This is a genomic window from Neisseria iguanae, from assembly GCF_003013245.1.
In the GTDB taxonomy this organism is placed as follows: Bacteria; Pseudomonadota; Gammaproteobacteria; order Burkholderiales; family Neisseriaceae; genus Neisseria; species Neisseria iguanae.
The window spans coordinates 18,333-33,223 of sequence record NZ_PXYY01000017.1 but is presented as its reverse complement, the minus strand read 5'-3'; the positions used below and the strand labels follow the sequence as shown (position 1 = coordinate 33,223).

17 protein-coding genes and 2 pseudogenes are annotated in these 14,891 nt (G+C 48.1%); 6 read left to right on the top strand and 13 right to left on the bottom strand.

Annotation, left to right across the window (positions count from 1 at the left end):
* The 9 genes and pseudogenes from C7N83_RS04515 to C7N83_RS04475 all read right to left on the bottom strand — a co-directional run.
* Positions 1–217: pseudogene (locus C7N83_RS04515) on the bottom strand (IS256 family transposase); the annotation flags it as partial.
* 392 nt (positions 218–609) lie between these two features.
* Positions 610–1,062: a 50S ribosomal protein L9 gene (gene rplI, locus C7N83_RS04510; protein WP_106740939.1), complete on the bottom strand. Its 453-nt coding sequence runs from the start codon at positions 1,060–1,062 to the stop codon at positions 610–612.
* 14 nt (positions 1,063–1,076) lie between these two features.
* Positions 1,077–1,307, bottom strand: coding sequence for a 30S ribosomal protein S18 (gene rpsR, locus C7N83_RS04505; protein ID WP_054599043.1), 231 nt, complete (start codon positions 1,305–1,307; stop codon positions 1,077–1,079).
* Positions 1,308–1,312: 5 nt separating this feature from the next.
* Positions 1,313–1,615, bottom strand: a complete 303-nt coding sequence (gene priB, locus C7N83_RS04500; RefSeq protein ID WP_211296578.1) for a primosomal replication protein N — start codon at positions 1,613–1,615, stop codon at positions 1,313–1,315.
* Positions 1,612–1,983: a 30S ribosomal protein S6 gene (gene rpsF, locus C7N83_RS04495; RefSeq protein ID WP_106740936.1), complete on the bottom strand. Its 372-nt coding sequence runs from the start codon at positions 1,981–1,983 to the stop codon at positions 1,612–1,614. Before rpsF ends, priB begins: the two co-directional genes overlap by 4 nt.
* Before the next feature lie 157 nt (positions 1,984–2,140).
* Positions 2,141–2,926: an ABC transporter ATP-binding protein gene (locus C7N83_RS04490; RefSeq protein ID WP_211296577.1), complete on the bottom strand. Its 786-nt coding sequence runs from the start codon at positions 2,924–2,926 to the stop codon at positions 2,141–2,143.
* 74 nt (positions 2,927–3,000) lie between these two features.
* Positions 3,001–3,993 (bottom strand): FecCD family ABC transporter permease, encoded by a 993-nt coding sequence (locus C7N83_RS04485; protein WP_211296576.1) that lies wholly within the window; start codon positions 3,991–3,993, stop codon positions 3,001–3,003.
* An 8-nt stretch (positions 3,994–4,001) separates the two neighbouring features.
* Positions 4,002–4,997, bottom strand: a complete 996-nt coding sequence (locus tag C7N83_RS04480) for a FecCD family ABC transporter permease (RefSeq protein ID WP_106740932.1) — start codon at positions 4,995–4,997, stop codon at positions 4,002–4,004.
* Complete coding sequence (locus tag C7N83_RS04475; protein ID WP_170064799.1) at positions 4,994–6,052, bottom strand: iron-siderophore ABC transporter substrate-binding protein; 1,059 nt, start codon at positions 6,050–6,052, stop codon at positions 4,994–4,996. The genes C7N83_RS04480 and C7N83_RS04475 overlap by 4 nt, the downstream gene beginning before the upstream one ends.
* A 501-nt stretch (positions 6,053–6,553) precedes the next feature.
* On the opposite strand from C7N83_RS04475, the gene C7N83_RS04470 reads away from it, so the two are divergent.
* The 4 genes from C7N83_RS04470 to C7N83_RS04455 all read left to right on the top strand — a co-directional run bounded on the left by C7N83_RS04470 (position 6,554) and on the right by C7N83_RS04455 (position 11,596).
* Positions 6,554–8,701 (top strand): TonB-dependent siderophore receptor, encoded by a 2,148-nt coding sequence (locus tag C7N83_RS04470; RefSeq protein ID WP_170064798.1) that lies wholly within the window; start codon positions 6,554–6,556, stop codon positions 8,699–8,701.
* Between the two features lie 355 nt (positions 8,702–9,056).
* On the top strand, positions 9,057–10,463 hold the full coding sequence (locus C7N83_RS04465; RefSeq protein WP_106740928.1) for a mechanosensitive ion channel family protein: 1,407 nt from the start codon (positions 9,057–9,059) through the stop codon (positions 10,461–10,463).
* Positions 10,456–10,911: a dihydroneopterin triphosphate diphosphatase gene (gene nudB, locus C7N83_RS04460; RefSeq protein WP_106740926.1), complete on the top strand. Its 456-nt coding sequence runs from the start codon at positions 10,456–10,458 to the stop codon at positions 10,909–10,911. The genes C7N83_RS04465 and nudB overlap by 8 nt, the downstream gene beginning before the upstream one ends.
* A gap of 151 nt (positions 10,912–11,062) precedes the next feature.
* Entirely contained in the window at positions 11,063–11,596 is a 534-nt protein-coding gene (locus C7N83_RS04455) for an inorganic diphosphatase (RefSeq protein WP_106740925.1), read from the top strand.
* Positions 11,597–11,645: 49 nt separating this feature from the next.
* Here C7N83_RS04455 and pip read toward each other — a convergent pair.
* Positions 11,646–12,570: pseudogene (gene pip, locus C7N83_RS04450) on the bottom strand (prolyl aminopeptidase).
* A 333-nt stretch (positions 12,571–12,903) separates the two neighbouring features.
* Here pip and C7N83_RS04445 point away from each other — a divergent pair.
* On the top strand, positions 12,904–13,314 hold the full coding sequence (locus C7N83_RS04445) for a hotdog domain-containing protein (RefSeq protein WP_106740923.1): 411 nt from the start codon (positions 12,904–12,906) through the stop codon (positions 13,312–13,314).
* A 2-nt stretch (positions 13,315–13,316) separates the two neighbouring features.
* Entirely contained in the window at positions 13,317–13,673 is a 357-nt protein-coding gene (locus tag C7N83_RS04440) for an MmcQ/YjbR family DNA-binding protein (RefSeq protein ID WP_106740921.1), read from the top strand.
* 187 nt (positions 13,674–13,860) lie between these two features.
* Here C7N83_RS04440 and C7N83_RS15750 read toward each other — a convergent pair whose 3' ends face one another.
* The 3 genes from C7N83_RS15750 to C7N83_RS16550 all read right to left on the bottom strand — a co-directional run bounded on the left by C7N83_RS15750 (position 13,861) and on the right by C7N83_RS16550 (position 14,807).
* The gene (locus C7N83_RS15750) at positions 13,861–14,004 is read right to left on the bottom strand and encodes a PhoH family protein (protein WP_245911125.1); all 144 of its coding nucleotides are present in this window, start codon (positions 14,002–14,004) and stop codon (positions 13,861–13,863) included.
* Entirely contained in the window at positions 13,991–14,173 is a 183-nt protein-coding gene (locus C7N83_RS15745) for a hypothetical protein (RefSeq protein WP_245911124.1), read from the bottom strand. The genes C7N83_RS15750 and C7N83_RS15745 overlap by 14 nt, the downstream gene beginning before the upstream one ends.
* A gap of 508 nt (positions 14,174–14,681) precedes the next feature.
* Positions 14,682–14,807 (bottom strand): hypothetical protein, encoded by a 126-nt coding sequence (locus tag C7N83_RS16550; RefSeq protein WP_281256735.1) that lies wholly within the window; start codon positions 14,805–14,807, stop codon positions 14,682–14,684.
* Between the last annotated feature and the right edge of the window lie 84 nt (positions 14,808–14,891).

The following is a 14,891-nucleotide window of genomic DNA, read 5'->3' as shown; positions in this document are numbered from 1 at the left end:
AACTGCCGGAACCGGTTTTGACGGTTTTTTTGCTGTGGCCGTTACGCCGGCCGGGCTGCAACTGCTTTTGTTCGAGGTATTGTCCGGTTTCGGCTTCCAATGCGGCCTTGGCCGGTTGTTTGATGGGTGGGGTAAGGGGGCCGTCTTTACCGGTCAGTGCCTGTCCGGACTGAAGTTGCCTGAGTGCGGTTTCGAAATCAAATGCGGGTTTGGTCATGTGTCTTCTCCTTTATGGGGGGTTAGGGGATTGACACAGATTTTTGAACAGTACCGCTTAGTACGGTAAGGCGCGCCAACGCAGTATTGGTTTGATTTTAATCGACTATAAATGCTGCGGTATTTTTGTTTACGCCAACTAATCGAGCAACTGTTCTTGCGTTGCACCTGCAACAAATGGTTCAATGAGTTTGTTTTATCTGTACCGGATTAGACGACTTTTACGCATAGGGATAATTCTCACTTAATTTAAATTTTCCTGGTTATTTAAAGACAACCCCTTATTTAATTGGCTATACAAAATTGATAACATGCTTTTACTTTACCAAACAAAAAGGCCGCCTGAATTTCAGACGGCCTTTGGAATCAATCATGATTCACTAATGATAATGATTATTCGGCAGATGGAACGACCACAACATTGATTTTCGCAACCGCGTCAGTGTGCAAAGCCACTTCAACTTCGTATTCGCCAACAGCTTTCAACGGACCCTCAGGCAGACGTACGTTGGCTTTAGCAGCTTCAACGCCTGAAGCAACGATGGCTTCAGCGATATCGGCATTGGTCACGGAACCGAACAGGCGACCGTCCACACCGGCTTTTTGCGCGATGGTAATGGTTTGACCATCCAATTTTTCTTGCCGTGTTTTAGCATCGGCTAGGATTCCGGCTTGTTTGGCTTCCAATTCGGCGCGGCGTGCTTCGAATTCTTTCATGTTGGATTCGGTAGCACGTTTGGCTTTACCGATTGGAATCAAAAAGTTACGGGCATAACCGCTTTTCACGGTAACGATGTCGCCCAGATTACCCAAGCCGCCGATTTTTTCTAACAGAATAATTTGCATGTTCTAAGCTCCAATTATTTGTGTTGATCGGTGTAAGGCAACAAGGCTAGGAAACGTGCGCGTTTCACAGCAACTGCCAATTGACGTTGGTAGTGTGCTTTAGTACCAGTGATGCGGGCAGGGATAATTTTGCCGTTCTCGGAAATGAAGTCTTTCAACAAGTCAACTTGTTTGTAATCAACTTCTTGGATTTTTTCAGCCGTGAAACGGCAGAATTTTCTACGTTTGAATGATTGACGGGCCATTGCGTTTAACCTTTATATTCTTTAATGTTCTGTATACGGAGTATCGGGCGCGGGAAGCGTTGGCTGCGTTGTGCTAAAAAGCCCTCTGCTTCAACCATCATATCTTGCCGATACTGCCATTCTTCAGCGTGCTTGCCTAAAATCCGGGCGGGCATGTCGAATTTGACCAGACATTTTTGTCCGTTTTCTTCTTGCCACGATTCGTGTTTGAGCACGATATCCAATACAGGAATGCCTGCCGGCGTGTACCTTAGAGTGCCGATTTCGGCAAGCTGGGCGGTAAGGCGGATAAGATTATTCAATCTTATTCGGCTGCTGCAACTTTTTCAGCCGCACCGTTCAGCAAGTTTTTGGTTTTCTCGCCACCCATCATGATTGATGGCTCGGTTACAGCATTTTTGGTTTTGATGGTCAGATGACGCAGTACGGCATCATTGAAACGGAAAGCGGTTTCCAGTTCGGCCACAATTTCAGGCGTAGTTTCTACGTTCATCAAAACATAGTGTGCTTTGTGGATTTTGTTGATTGGGTAAGCCAATTGGCGGCGACCCCAGTCTTCCAAGCGGTGGATGGTACCGTTGGCTTCGGTAATCATGGTTTTGTAACGCTCAACCATCGCAGGCACTTGCTCGCTTTGATCAGGATGAACGATAAACACGATCTCGTAATGACGCATGTTATCTCCTTATGGATTGAAAATCAGCCTCTTACCATGCGAAAAGTAAAAGGCAAGGTTGCAAAGCGTAGAATTATAATTTTTTTTTGAAATGATAGCAAGATATTGGCCGGAAATAATTTGAGAGAGTGGCAATGTTGTCTGAAAAGGGTTTGTTCTATTCAGTAAAATGTTTGCCTAAAGGGATACACATGGGGGTGCCGTAAATTGGATCGATCACAATCCGGCTTTCCAGCCCAAATACTTGGCGCACGGTATTTTCATTGATGATTTCATGTACGCTGCCGCGTGCGGCAATATTTCCTTTATGCATGGCGATCATTTCGTCGGCATAGCGGCAGGCAAGGTTTAAGTCGTGCAGTACCATCACAATGGTTGTTCCGGTGTCTCGGTTGAGCTGTTTTAAGAGATCGAGAATGTCGATTTGATAAGTTAAATCAAGGTAAGTAGTTGGCTCGTCAAGCAGAAGATAGGGGGTATCTTGTGCCAAGGCCATGGCTATCCACACACGCTGGCGTTGTCCGCCCGATAGTGAATCAATGGTCTTGTCGGACAATATATCGGTAGCAGTTAGCTGTAAGGCCCGAGTGACAGCGCATTCGTCTTCTTCTTTCCAGCCTGACGCGAAACTGCGGTAGGGATAGCGGCCGTAACGGACCAGCTGTTTGACGCTGATGCCTTCGGGTACAATTGGACTCTGTGCGAGCATGGCCAGATAACGGGCAAATTCTTTGCTACCGTAATTTGCCGCTGCTTTGCCGTTTAACACGATTTGACCGTGATTGGGGACGAGTTGTCTGGCTAAAGCTTTGAGCAATGTAGATTTCCCGCAGCCGTTTGCTCCAATTAATACACTGATTTTTCCTTCAGTGACATTAAAGGAGACATCGTTGCTGACGGTATGTTGGTCATAGGCCAATGTCAGATGCTGTGCTCGAAGCATAAATGGTCCTGTCATGATTTTATTTGAAAATAAAGTATTTTCAGACGGCCTTTAAAAATATACGTCTTGAAGATTTATCTGCCCAGCCTGTTTTTACCCGACAGCAAGAAGGTCAGATACGCGCCGCCAAGCGCGGCCGTAACTACGCCGACAGGCAGCGGTGATGAGGTCGGTAACAGACGTGCAGTCAGATCGGCAGTGAGCAGTAATACTCCGCCGCTGAGTGCTGCAGCCCAAAGCAGAGGTCTGTCAGTTTTCATCAAGCGGCGCACAATATGTGGCGCGGCAAATGCAACAAATGCTATAGGTCCTGCTGCTGTAACTGCTGCTGCTGCCAGTACCGTTGCTGCCATCAGTAATGCCCATGAACTGTGTTTGATATTTACACCTAATCCGGAGGCAGTCTCTTTGCCTAAGGCCAGTAGGCTAAGACGAATATTCAGTACGTGTAAAACCAGCAACATCAACGGCATCCATGTCCACACTGTCGCGACATGTATCCATGATCTCGCTTCCAAACTGCCACTGAGCCATGCCGTCATCTGCTGTGCATTTTCCTGCCGGGTGCTGATTAAGCCGAACTGTACCAAGGCCATTGCTGCTGCGTTTACTGCCAAACCGCTGATAATGATTTCCATTCCGAAATTAAGACGGCCTTTTGTTCCGACCAAAATCAAGATCAATACGGTCAGCGAACCGAACAACGCACCTTGTTCCATGGTTAGAAAACCAGGCCAAATCAGTGAGGCTGCTACTGCCCCCACTGCTGCCCCGGCATTTATGCCGATGATGTCCGGACTGCCTAAGGCGTTGCGTGTCAGGCTTTGGAATACTGCGCCGGCTGCACCCAGTGCCATACCGACGCCGGCAGCGGCAAGCGCGCGCGGCAGTCGTAAATCAAGCAGCAGCCAACGCTTGAACGGATTAGCTTCACCTCTCAATACCGGCAGCACATCAGCCAGCAGAAAATACTGTTTGCCCCACAAGACGGACAATACCACCAAGGTCAGCAACGAAACCAATAAGGTTGTTTGAACAGCAAACTGGTGCGGTAAAGGTAAAAGCATGTGTTTTTTCATTTTGCCGCCCTTTGATGGTGCAAAGCCACTGCATAGAGTAAGGGGGCACCTACCAGCGACATAATGATTCCTGATGTCGTTTCGGAAGGTGCAAGCACTATCCTGGCCAATACATCGGAACATACCAGCAGTACAGCACCGGTAAACACACTGTATGGCAGCAACCAGCGGTAATCATTACCTGTCCACAACCTGGTGATGTGTGCTGTTGCCAGACCTACAAAGCCTACCGGTCCTGCTATAGCTACTGCCGAACCGGCTAATACCGCTGCTGTTGCGGCGACAGCTAGCTGTATCGGCACGATTTTTACGCCTAAAGCGCGTGCGGTTTCTGCACCTAAGCCGATCAAGTTCAAATGATAGCCGAGCATGACGCCTACGGTAGCGGCTGGTGCAGCAAAAGGCAGCATAGTGCGTACATCGTCTAAGCTGATGCCGCTGAACGAGCCACTGCTCCAAAAACGCAGATGATCGAATAACACCGGATTGAGCTGCGATACCGCTGATACATACGCACTTAAAACCGCACTAATAGCCGTACCGGTCAGCACCAGCTTGGCATACGAGCTGTTACGCCTGCCCAAACTGATGCTGCAAATCAGAAAAGCCATCACCCCTGCGCCGCACAAGGCCAGCCAGAATTCTGACCAGCCATTTAAAAACGGTACTGAAGCCGAACTCACAATTGCTGCCGCTGCGCCTGCATTAATGCCGAGCAAGCCGGAATCCCCCAAAGGGTTGCGTGTTAAGCCTTGTATCAGTGCACCGGCCAAACCCAGTGCCGCGCCGCATGAAGCCGCCGCCAATGTGCGCGGAATGCGTCCGGCAATCACCCAATCATTGTATCCGTAAGGGCCATCTGAAAATAAATAATGCTGCAAATCGGCAAAGGTCAGAGCCTTACTGCCGAACACCAAGCCGCAAGCTGCTGCTGCCGCGCTTAAAGTTGCAGCAACTGCCAGGCCGAAGGCCATTTTTACTGTATTGTTCACTGGCGGCCTTTCTTCGGCAGATACACTGCTGCTTTAGTCAGATAAGGCTCCAGCCTTTCAATACCCCACGGCGCACTCAAGGGGGAAATATGATACATCGCGGCAGCCAGTGACCGGTCGAGCAGTGGAATATAGCTGCCGCGCTTTACTGCTTTGATTTCGCGGTAGAGTGGCCTGGATTCGGCTGCTGATTGGTCTTTTTCGCTGTTGAACCAAGTAAACAGAATATCTGCGTCATTGAGTTTGTCAGCATTCTCCAAGCCTAATGATACCGACCATGTTCCCGGCCGGAGCGGCATTTTCTCCAATTCAGGCGGCATCCGTAAGCCCAAACGAATCAGTGCGTCCACCCTCGGTTCGCCGATCACATACAGCGACAGGTTCGCTTCGCGTCCGCCTGAGTAAATATAGGCAAACGTACACCCCTGCAATTGGGGATGGCGGCGGCGGAATGCGGCAAAATGGGCTTCTGTTTCTGCTTTCAATCTTTGAGCATAACTCTGCCTGCCTAAGGCTGCCGCAATAATATCGAGCTGTTCGTCGGCAGTGGTCAGCCAAGGCTGGTGCGGATGGGCAATCACTGGCGCGAAGCCTGATAACAAGTGGTAGGTATCAGCGCTCAAGCCCGATTGAGGAGCAATAATCAAATCAGGCTGCAAAGATACCAGTTTTTCCGCATCAAGTTCAGGAAACATCGTCAGCGTCGGCGGCAGAGGTTTGCCTATTTTTTCCAGATAGGCACGAAACCACGGCATATAACCCTGTTCGTCTCCTCCCCAAGTATTGTGTTCTACAGCTAAAGGCTGTACACCTAAAGCGGCTACAATATCTGCTGCACCTGCGCCCAATACCACCACACGTTCGGGTTGCTTGGTCAGTGTAATACTGCCGAGCGTACCGTTGATTGTAACCGGATATTTTTGTCCTGTTTTTGCATATTCTACAAAAGGCTTGATTTCAGAGGAAGGAGAACAAGCTGTTATTAATAGTGCAGTTGCTGCCGATAGGCAGGCTGCGGCTACTTTTCGAAAGTTGAAAATAATTAGTGAATGCACTTGAACTTTTCTAATCTAAAGTTATCGAAGAAAATATTTTTATAAATAAAAATTATTATTATTATCTTATATAATAACAAAATTATAGAGCAATCATGCAGAAAATCCAAGCGGATCCGCAAACCATTTCGGGATAGTCCATACTGTCTGAAAAACATTTCCACATCTGAAATGAAATCAATTTTTCAGACAGCATTGCATAGAACATAGAGATAGGGCAGACAAAGTTTTTGATGCGAAAAATGGAGGGGCTGCCGGCAAAGTACTGACGGAAGCTGTCATACCACAGTGGAACATAAGTTTGACAACCATTTAAAGTATCAAATCAGGTTTTACCGGCAAGCTTGTTGCAGGTAAAGCCTTACCGTTTGCAGACACAACAAACCTGTCGGACAGATAAATAAGAAAATGAATTTCAAACAGAACAGCCGTATGAAAACCTTATTGAAAAGACAAATCTTCAGACGGCCTTGCCCTATATTTCGATATGCCGGAGCTTACATGAAATTTTCCAACCCAGTATTTAAATTCAGCGCCTTGACTTTAGCCTTATGGTCTGCCCAAGCGGCCGCAGAAGAAAACATCAGTCTGCCTACTGTAGAAGTAGCCGGCAGCAGAAGCACTCTTGCCGACGTTACGGAAAACAGCGGCGAATATACCATTCCCGCCATGAAGTCCGCCACCGGCTTACAGCTTTCTGACAAAGAAACTCCGCAAGCTGTCAGCGTTATTACCCGTCAGCGCCTTGATGACCAAAAACTCGACAATGTTACCCAAGTGCTCCAACAAACCCCCGGTGTCTTTGTCTCGGCTTTCGATCGCGGCCGCAGCAGCTTTTATTCACGCGGTTTCAATATTGACAAATACCAAGTTGACGGCATGAACGTTACTTTCGACAACCAATGGATCAGTGGTGAAAATACTGCCAACATGATGATTTACGACCATGTCGAAGTTGTACGCGGTGCTACCGGCCTGACCGGTGGCGAAGGCAATCCTGCCGCGCGCGTCAACCTTATCCGCAAACACGCCAACAGTAAAACCCGCCTCACTATATTAAATACAGGCTACGGCCGTTGGCATACCTATGAAACCTCAATCGACCACACACAACCATTTAATGCCGCAGGCAGTTTGCGTGGCCGCTTCATTATCGGCCGCCAGGCAGGCGGCAGCTTTATTGATTGGGAAAAACAGTCACAAAATGTATTTTACGGCATCATTGATGCCGACTTAAGCGGCAAAACTGGAGCCTATATTGGTGCCAGCTACCGCAAAACCAAACAGGATTCGTATATGTGGGGCGGCCTACCGCTGATTTTTTCAGACGGCACAACTGCCGACTGGGCACGCAGTAAAAACACCAGCTCCGACTGGTCGTATTGGAACAATACCAACACTGACATCTTCACCGGCTTGAAACATCGTTTTAATAAAGATTGGAATATCAGTCTCAAAGCCAACCACAGCCGTAATACCAGTGATTCCGAGCTTTTGTATATGTCGGGAAACATCAATAAAATTACCGGATTGGGCTACTCGCTTTCCCCCGGTAAATTTAGTCCTTTGCGCAAAGAAACCAACGTTCAGCTTGACATCAACGGCCGATACGGTCTGTTCGGCCGCAAACACGAATTTATTTTCGGTGCACAATACAACCGTAACTTCAATGATGCTGTTTCGATTGCCCATAATGGCGCATCTTCAGACGAAAGCTTTTACGGTTGGAATGGTACGCTTCCTAAGCCGATATGGGGTGTCGCCAGCAAGCCTTACTATTCGCTTGCCCACGACCGTGGACTTTACACCGCTACCCGCCTCAACCTTACCGACCGTATGAAACTGATTGCCGGTGTGCGTTTGGCAAACCACAAGCGCGAACGCAGTTATTACGGTACAGATACGCGCTACCGTTCGGGTAATGTCTGGCTGCCTTACGGAGGTTTGATTGCGGATATTACTGACCGTCATTCTGTTTATGCGAGCTACACTGACAGCTTCAAGACACAATACCAAATGGATGTGAACGGCAACATCCTTGATCCTATCCGTGCGCGCAACTTTGAAATCGGCCTAAAAAGCAGTTACTTCGATGATCGTCTGCAGAGCCAGTTGAGCCTGTTTCAAATCCGTCAAAACAATCTGGCACAACAAGACGGTAACAATACCGTTCTCGGTATGCCGCCGGGTACTCAGGCGTATAAAAATGCCAAAGGTGTACGCAGCAATGGTTTCGAACTGGAGCTGACCGGCCGCATCACACCGCAGTGGAACATAACAGCCTCGTTTTCGCGTGCCAAAGGCAAAGATGCTGACGGTATGAAAATCAATACTACGGTACCTGAACGCATGTTGAAACTTTATACCGCCTACGATTTCGGTAACCGCTTAAGCGGGCTGACTGTGGGTGGTGGTATTAATTGGCAAAGCACGCGTTATTTCAATGCAGGAGCACCGGCCAACCGCCGCATTACAGAAAAAAGTTTCGTGCTGGCCGGCCTGATGGCACGCTACCAAGTCAGCAAGCAACTAAGTGTGCAAGCCAACATTGATAATTTGTTTGACAAAAAATATTTCAACCAATTCGGTACACAAGTCAACTATGGTATGCCGCGCAATATCCGTGCATCGGTCCGTTACGGATTTTGACAGTAAACATTGATTTTGGGGCAAATTGAAGACCGTCTGAAAGATTTTCTGTTTTTCAGACGGCCTTATATATTTTTTAAAATGCGGCAGATTCAAATATTGTTGATGAAAGACACGAAGCAGAAGACAGTACAAACGATATAGCAAAATTATTCAAATTGGCTATTTTTAAACGCTGTAGGCATTTGTCCCGACACTGCGTTTATGTTTATAGAGTAAAGAAAATACACTGCGTCTTTTGTACAATGGGCTGAAACCATATAAACCCGTCATATTATTCAGACGGTCTGTCCGTATAGAATCAATCACTTCTGCTATAATTAGCGTTTGTTGAATTTTGTCACGGGTGCCCTGCATGAAAGAAACTCTTCACAATCTTTTCGGCGATTTGTTTGCGCCACAAGTGTTTCTCGCCCATTTGCTGGAACAAAATTGGAATCAGCCCGTGTTGTGGATAGAGTTAGCCTGTGTCGCCGGTCTGATGGTGGCATCTCTGTTTGCTTCACATTATTTGATTCAGCGCCTTCTGCCGTTATCTGTTAATGAAAACCGGCATTTTTTATATCATCTAGGCCGTCGGCTGATATGGCCGGTATTGATGCTGGCAATCGGTTTGGTGGCAATTTTTGTGTGTACACTCAGCGGTTTCCATTCCATCTGGCTGCAACTGCTGATTCTGGCATCGCGCTGGATGATCTTGATCCGCATTGCATTAGCAGTAGTGAATGCTGCCCTGCCGAAAAACCGATTGGTAGATTGGTTGGAACGCGTGGTCTCGACGGCTTTATGGATAGGTTTTATTTTATGGGTATCAGGTATTGACGATATTTTGATAGAAGGCATGCAGTCGGTTATTATTCCCATCGGTTCGGTAAAGCTCAATCTTTATACCATCACGACAGGCATCATCTGGATCGGCATCATGCTGATGTTAGCTTCATGGTTGGCACGTTTTATCAGTGACCGCTTGTTGCGCAGCAGTCTTGATACCAACTTGAGCATGATTTTGTCGAAAGTGGTAAAAACACTGATGGCAGTGCTGGCCGTATTGATTGCATTGCCGCTGGTGGGCATTGACCTGACCGTATTGTCTGTATTCGGCGGGGCATTGGGTGTCGGTATCGGTTTTGGTTTGCAGAAAATCGCCAGCAATTATATTTCCGGTTTCATTATTTTAGGTGACCGTTCGATCCGCATGAACGACCGTTTGACGGTTAATGATTTTACCGGCTATGTTACCCAAATCACCTCGCGTTTCGTAGTATTGAAAGCACCAGACGGCACTGAGGCACTCATTCCAAACGAAACTTTTATCAATTCGACTGTCATTAATGAATCCTACACCGACAAACAGCTTTTACAGGGCTTGGATATCCAAGTGGCCTATCATTCTGATTTGACACGTGCGATGGAAATTTTGAAAGAAACCGCTGCCGCGCAAGAACGGGTGGCTCAAAATCCGAGCCCTTCTTCAATGCTGGTGGATTTTGCTGACAACGGCATCAACCTGCGCGTCAGTTTTTGGGTGAAAGACCCTGAAAACGGGTTTGCAATGCTGCGTTCGGCGATTTTGATGGATATATGGAAAAAATTCAATGAAAATGATATTGAATTTCCATTCCCGCAACGCGAAGTACGCATACTTAACGAACAGCAGACACCAAGTAGCATGGCTGTATTGAAAGCAGGCTTGAAAGTTAGAGAAGCCGGCACCCGCAGCGACCCCGCGCTTGATACCCAAGAATCAAAGAATAATGGTTAAACCGCTCAAACGTCCTGTCTCTGCACTGGTGGTTTTACACGACGGCTGCGGCAACATTTTATTGATTCAGCGCGCCGATCGGCAAAATTTTTGGCAATCTGTTACCGGCAGCGTGGAAGACGGTGAAATACCGTTTGAGACTGCCGTGCGGGAAGTATGGGAAGAAACCGGTATCCGTCTTTCAGACGGCCAGCTTGACGACTGGCAACACAGCAGCGTATACGAAATCTATCCGCATTGGCGCTACCGCTACCCACCAGGTGTAACCCATAATATTGAACATGTGTTTTCTGCAATCATCCCACGCAACAGCACCATCAGGCTTCAACCTGAAGAACACTCTGCCTACCAATGGCTACCGATAGCCGATGCTGCTGAAAAAGTGTTTTCACCCTCCAACCGGGAGGCAATTTTGAGATTGGGAAAACACTTAAACCAAAAAGATTGAAAAGGCTGTTCGACATATCCGATCAGATTGTGTTCGGATGTAAATCGGGGTATTTTTTTTTCGGGTCTCATAACTGTTACCGCCATTTTCAGACAGCCATCAAACTGCTATACTCTAGCCAATTTAAATGACCTGAATAAAGGAAACAACAATGGCAGATTTCAATAAAATCCTCACCCCCGGCGATGTGGACGGCGGTATCATCAACGTAGTCAACGAAATCCCTTGCGGCAGCAACCACAAAATCGAATGGAACCGCAAACTGGCCGTTTTCCAACTCGACCGAGTAGAGCCTGCGATTTTCGCCAAGCCGACCAACTACGGCTTTATTCCGCAAACCTTGGACGAAGACGGCGACGAACTCGACGTATTGTTGGTCACCGAGCAGCCATTGGCCACCGGCATCTTCTTAGAAGCCCGCGTCATCGGCGTGATGAAATTCGTTGACGATGGCGAAGTGGACGACAAAATCGTCTGCGTACCGGCCGACGACCGCAACAACGGCAACGCCTACCAATCACTGGCCGACCTGCCGCAGCAATTGATCAAACAAATCGAATTCCACTTCAACCACTACAAAGACCTGAAAAAAGCAGGTGCCACCAAAGTCGAATCTTGGGGCGATGTGGAAGAAGCCAAAAAAGTGATTAAAGAATCGATTGGACGCTGGAACGAACAGGCTTGATTCAGAATGAATAAAGGCTGTCTGAAATTTCAGACAGCCTTGTGCAACCTTACCAATCCGCCCGTTCCACCATCTCCGCCACCGCTGCTTCCAACGCCGTATTCAAGGTTTCACCAAACGAAGAATGCCCGCCCTGCACTATGCGCAATTCCGCTTCGGGAAAGTCTTGCGCCAATTCCCATGCGCTTTGCATCGGGGTGCATAAATCAGAACAGCCTTGGCAGATGATGGTCGGGATATGGCGGATTTTATTGATGTTGTTCAAAATCGCTTTATCATTCTGCAACCAGCCTTGGTGAACAAAATAATGCGTTTCAATGCAGGCGATGGCAAGCGATGCTTGCGTGTCTTCGTCCACCTCTTCCGGTTCAAACCGCACCAAATAGCTTTCCCAATCCGCCCTCGCCTTGGCGGCTTTCAGACGGCCTTGCTCGTCTTCACCGTGTAATAATTCGTGATAAGCGGCAATCAGATTGGCGCGTTTGTGTTCGGGAATCGGCGAGGTAAACTGCTGCCATTGCTGCAGATAAATCTGGCCCACACCGCCCTGCCCGTCCAGCCAGGCAGTTTCAGACGGCCTGCACAGAAAAATGCCGCGCAACACCAATCAATGGGTTTGCGCATAGGTTAAAGCCAAAGTGCTGCCCCATGAGCCGCCCGAACACCAGCCATTTTTCACTGCAGAGCATGGTGCGTACGGCTTCAATGTCGGCCACCAAATCCCAAGTGGTATTTTCTTCAACGCAGGCATAAGGCAGCGAGCGACCGCAACCGCGTTGGTCGATAATCACAAGACGGTAAACACCGGGATTAAAAAATCCGCGACATGCAGGCGAAGCCCCTGCGCCCGAGCCGCCGTGCAGAAAAATCACCGGCAGCCACCCGTCGGGATTGCCGGATTCCTCCCAATAGATTTGATGAAAATCGGATACCGGCAGTAAGCCGCTGCGGTGAGGTCCGCGAATCGGGTACATAGGAAAATCCTTAAGAATCGTTGGCAAAATTTTCACATCGAACACAAACTGAGGATTTTGTAAAAACCCGGATTTGAGTACAGTCCGAAGTTATAACATCGCAGAAAGTAAATATATATCAATTAGATAGGCAGACTTTCGAGCAGCGCATAATATAATGAAGAAATGTGCCAAAAATAGGGATTCTGCAAAAATCTCAGGCCGTCTGAAACCTAAAATTCCGACTTTCAGACGGCCTGTTTTCATCGTAAAATGAAGTGTGATTTTGATGATAACAGGGGAAGGAACATGAGCGAAAACCACACCACACACGCTAAGCCGTAAGGTGAATTGATGCTGCGCACGGTCGCCCGCCCGAAAGACACCAACACCAATTCAGACGTATTCGGCGGCTGGATTATGTCTCAGATGGATTTGGGCGGGGGCATTTTGGCGGCGGAAATCGCGCAAGGGCGGATTGTGACGGTTTCGGTGCAGGAAATGAGTTTTCTGCGGCCGGTAAAGGTCGGCCATGTGGTCGGCGTGTATGCGCGTTGTTTGGGCGTAGGCAATACGTCGCTGAAAATCGAAGTGGAAGTATGGGTGAAACCTTTTGTTGCCGATGAGCCGGATATTCTGCTTGAGCTGGTAACAGAAGCAGTCTTCACCTTTGTCGCTATTGACCATGAAGGCCGTCCGCGCCTGATTCCACGTGACGATAATCCGCGCTTGGATGCGTTTCTGCCACCGAAACAGGCCGTCTGAATATGGATAGGGAAACTTTATTTAGCGGTATTGAAGAACGCTTTAGCGCTGAGCCGCAATATTTGTGGGCAAAATTCCCCGAATATGCCGTCTTCCGCCATGCCGACTGCAGGCAGAAATGGTTCGGGACGTATATGCCGGTGACCGCTGAAAAAATCAGCCGTAAAGGCGATGGCAATGTGGTTTTGCTAAACGTGAAATGCCCGCCGGAAATGGTGGGCGGATTGCGACAGATTGAAGGCGTTCTACCGGCTTATCACATGAACAAAACCCACTGGGTGAGCTTGGTGTTAGTGGAAGTAGATGCGGATTTAGTTTGGGAATTACTGGCACAGAGTTTTGGGTTGACGAAAGGTTGATAGGACGGATGTAAATTTCCTCCTTTAGGAAAATGACAGGCCGTCTGAAACCTTTTCAAACGGCCTGGTTATTCTTTACCCTACAACACTTCCACCGCAAAATCCGACAGGCGTGAATGTTCGCCTTGTTCTAGTGTGATGTGGCCGTAGTGTTGCCAACCACCTTTGAGCCGCTCGACCACATAACTCAAGCGCTGCTGCCTTCGGTCAGATCAGGCGTATTGATTTGTGCCAATTTGCCCAAACACACTACTTGCATGCCTTTACCTGCACGGGTTATCAGGATTTTCATTTGTTTGACGTTCAGCTTTTGCGCTTCATCTATAATCACGAATTTGTTTTGAAACGTACGCCCGCGCATGAAATTGAGAGCGCACTTTAATGCGGACGCGGATTGAGTCGGATGTGGCTTTTTTCGCCCATGCGCTGAATTCATCGCCGTCGTTTTGCTGGACCAACGCTTCTAAATTGTCTTCCAGCGCACCCACCCAAGGATTCATTTTCCCTTCTTCCACACCCGGTAAAAAAACGATGTCTTCGCCGACCGGTACGGCATATACGGGTCATGATAATTTCGCTGTTATAGCTGTTTTACTAAATAATGGGCACAGAAATATCCGAATGCCGTCATTCCCGCGCAGGCGGAAATCCGGTTCTGCCGGTACAGGAACCTGTAAAAAATTACTGAAAACCAACATTCTGAATTCCCGCCTGCGCGGGAGTGACGGATTTCAGGTTTCAGACGGTATGGGAAAAATTTATACTCATTTTTAAGTTAACAGGCTATAGCGTTTGCCGTCAAAGGTTTGCGGCAAAGCGGCGGCAAAGGTCAGCAGCGTTTTTCCGGTACCGGCCTACCCTAAAACCGTTACCAACTCGATTTCGGGATCCATCAATAAATTCAAGGTGAAATTTTGCTCCGGTTACGGGCGGAACTGCCGAGTACGTTGTTTCGGCCGCTGTAATCTTTTAAGGTTTCGAGCAACACTTTGCCGTGGTTTTGCTCTATCACACCGCCGCCCTCAAAGGCGGTTCGCCGTGTTCGTCCACCAATAATCCGTTGGGCAGTAAATCGGGCGTATCATTGCCTTCGACGCGGTAATAAGCGCGGCCGTTTTCCTGCCACAAATTCAAATGCGCGGGCCTGCTCAAACCGCTGTATAGAATAATCGCTGTCTTCCAATACGTTATCGTTGGTGTAGTCTTCGGCATTTAAGC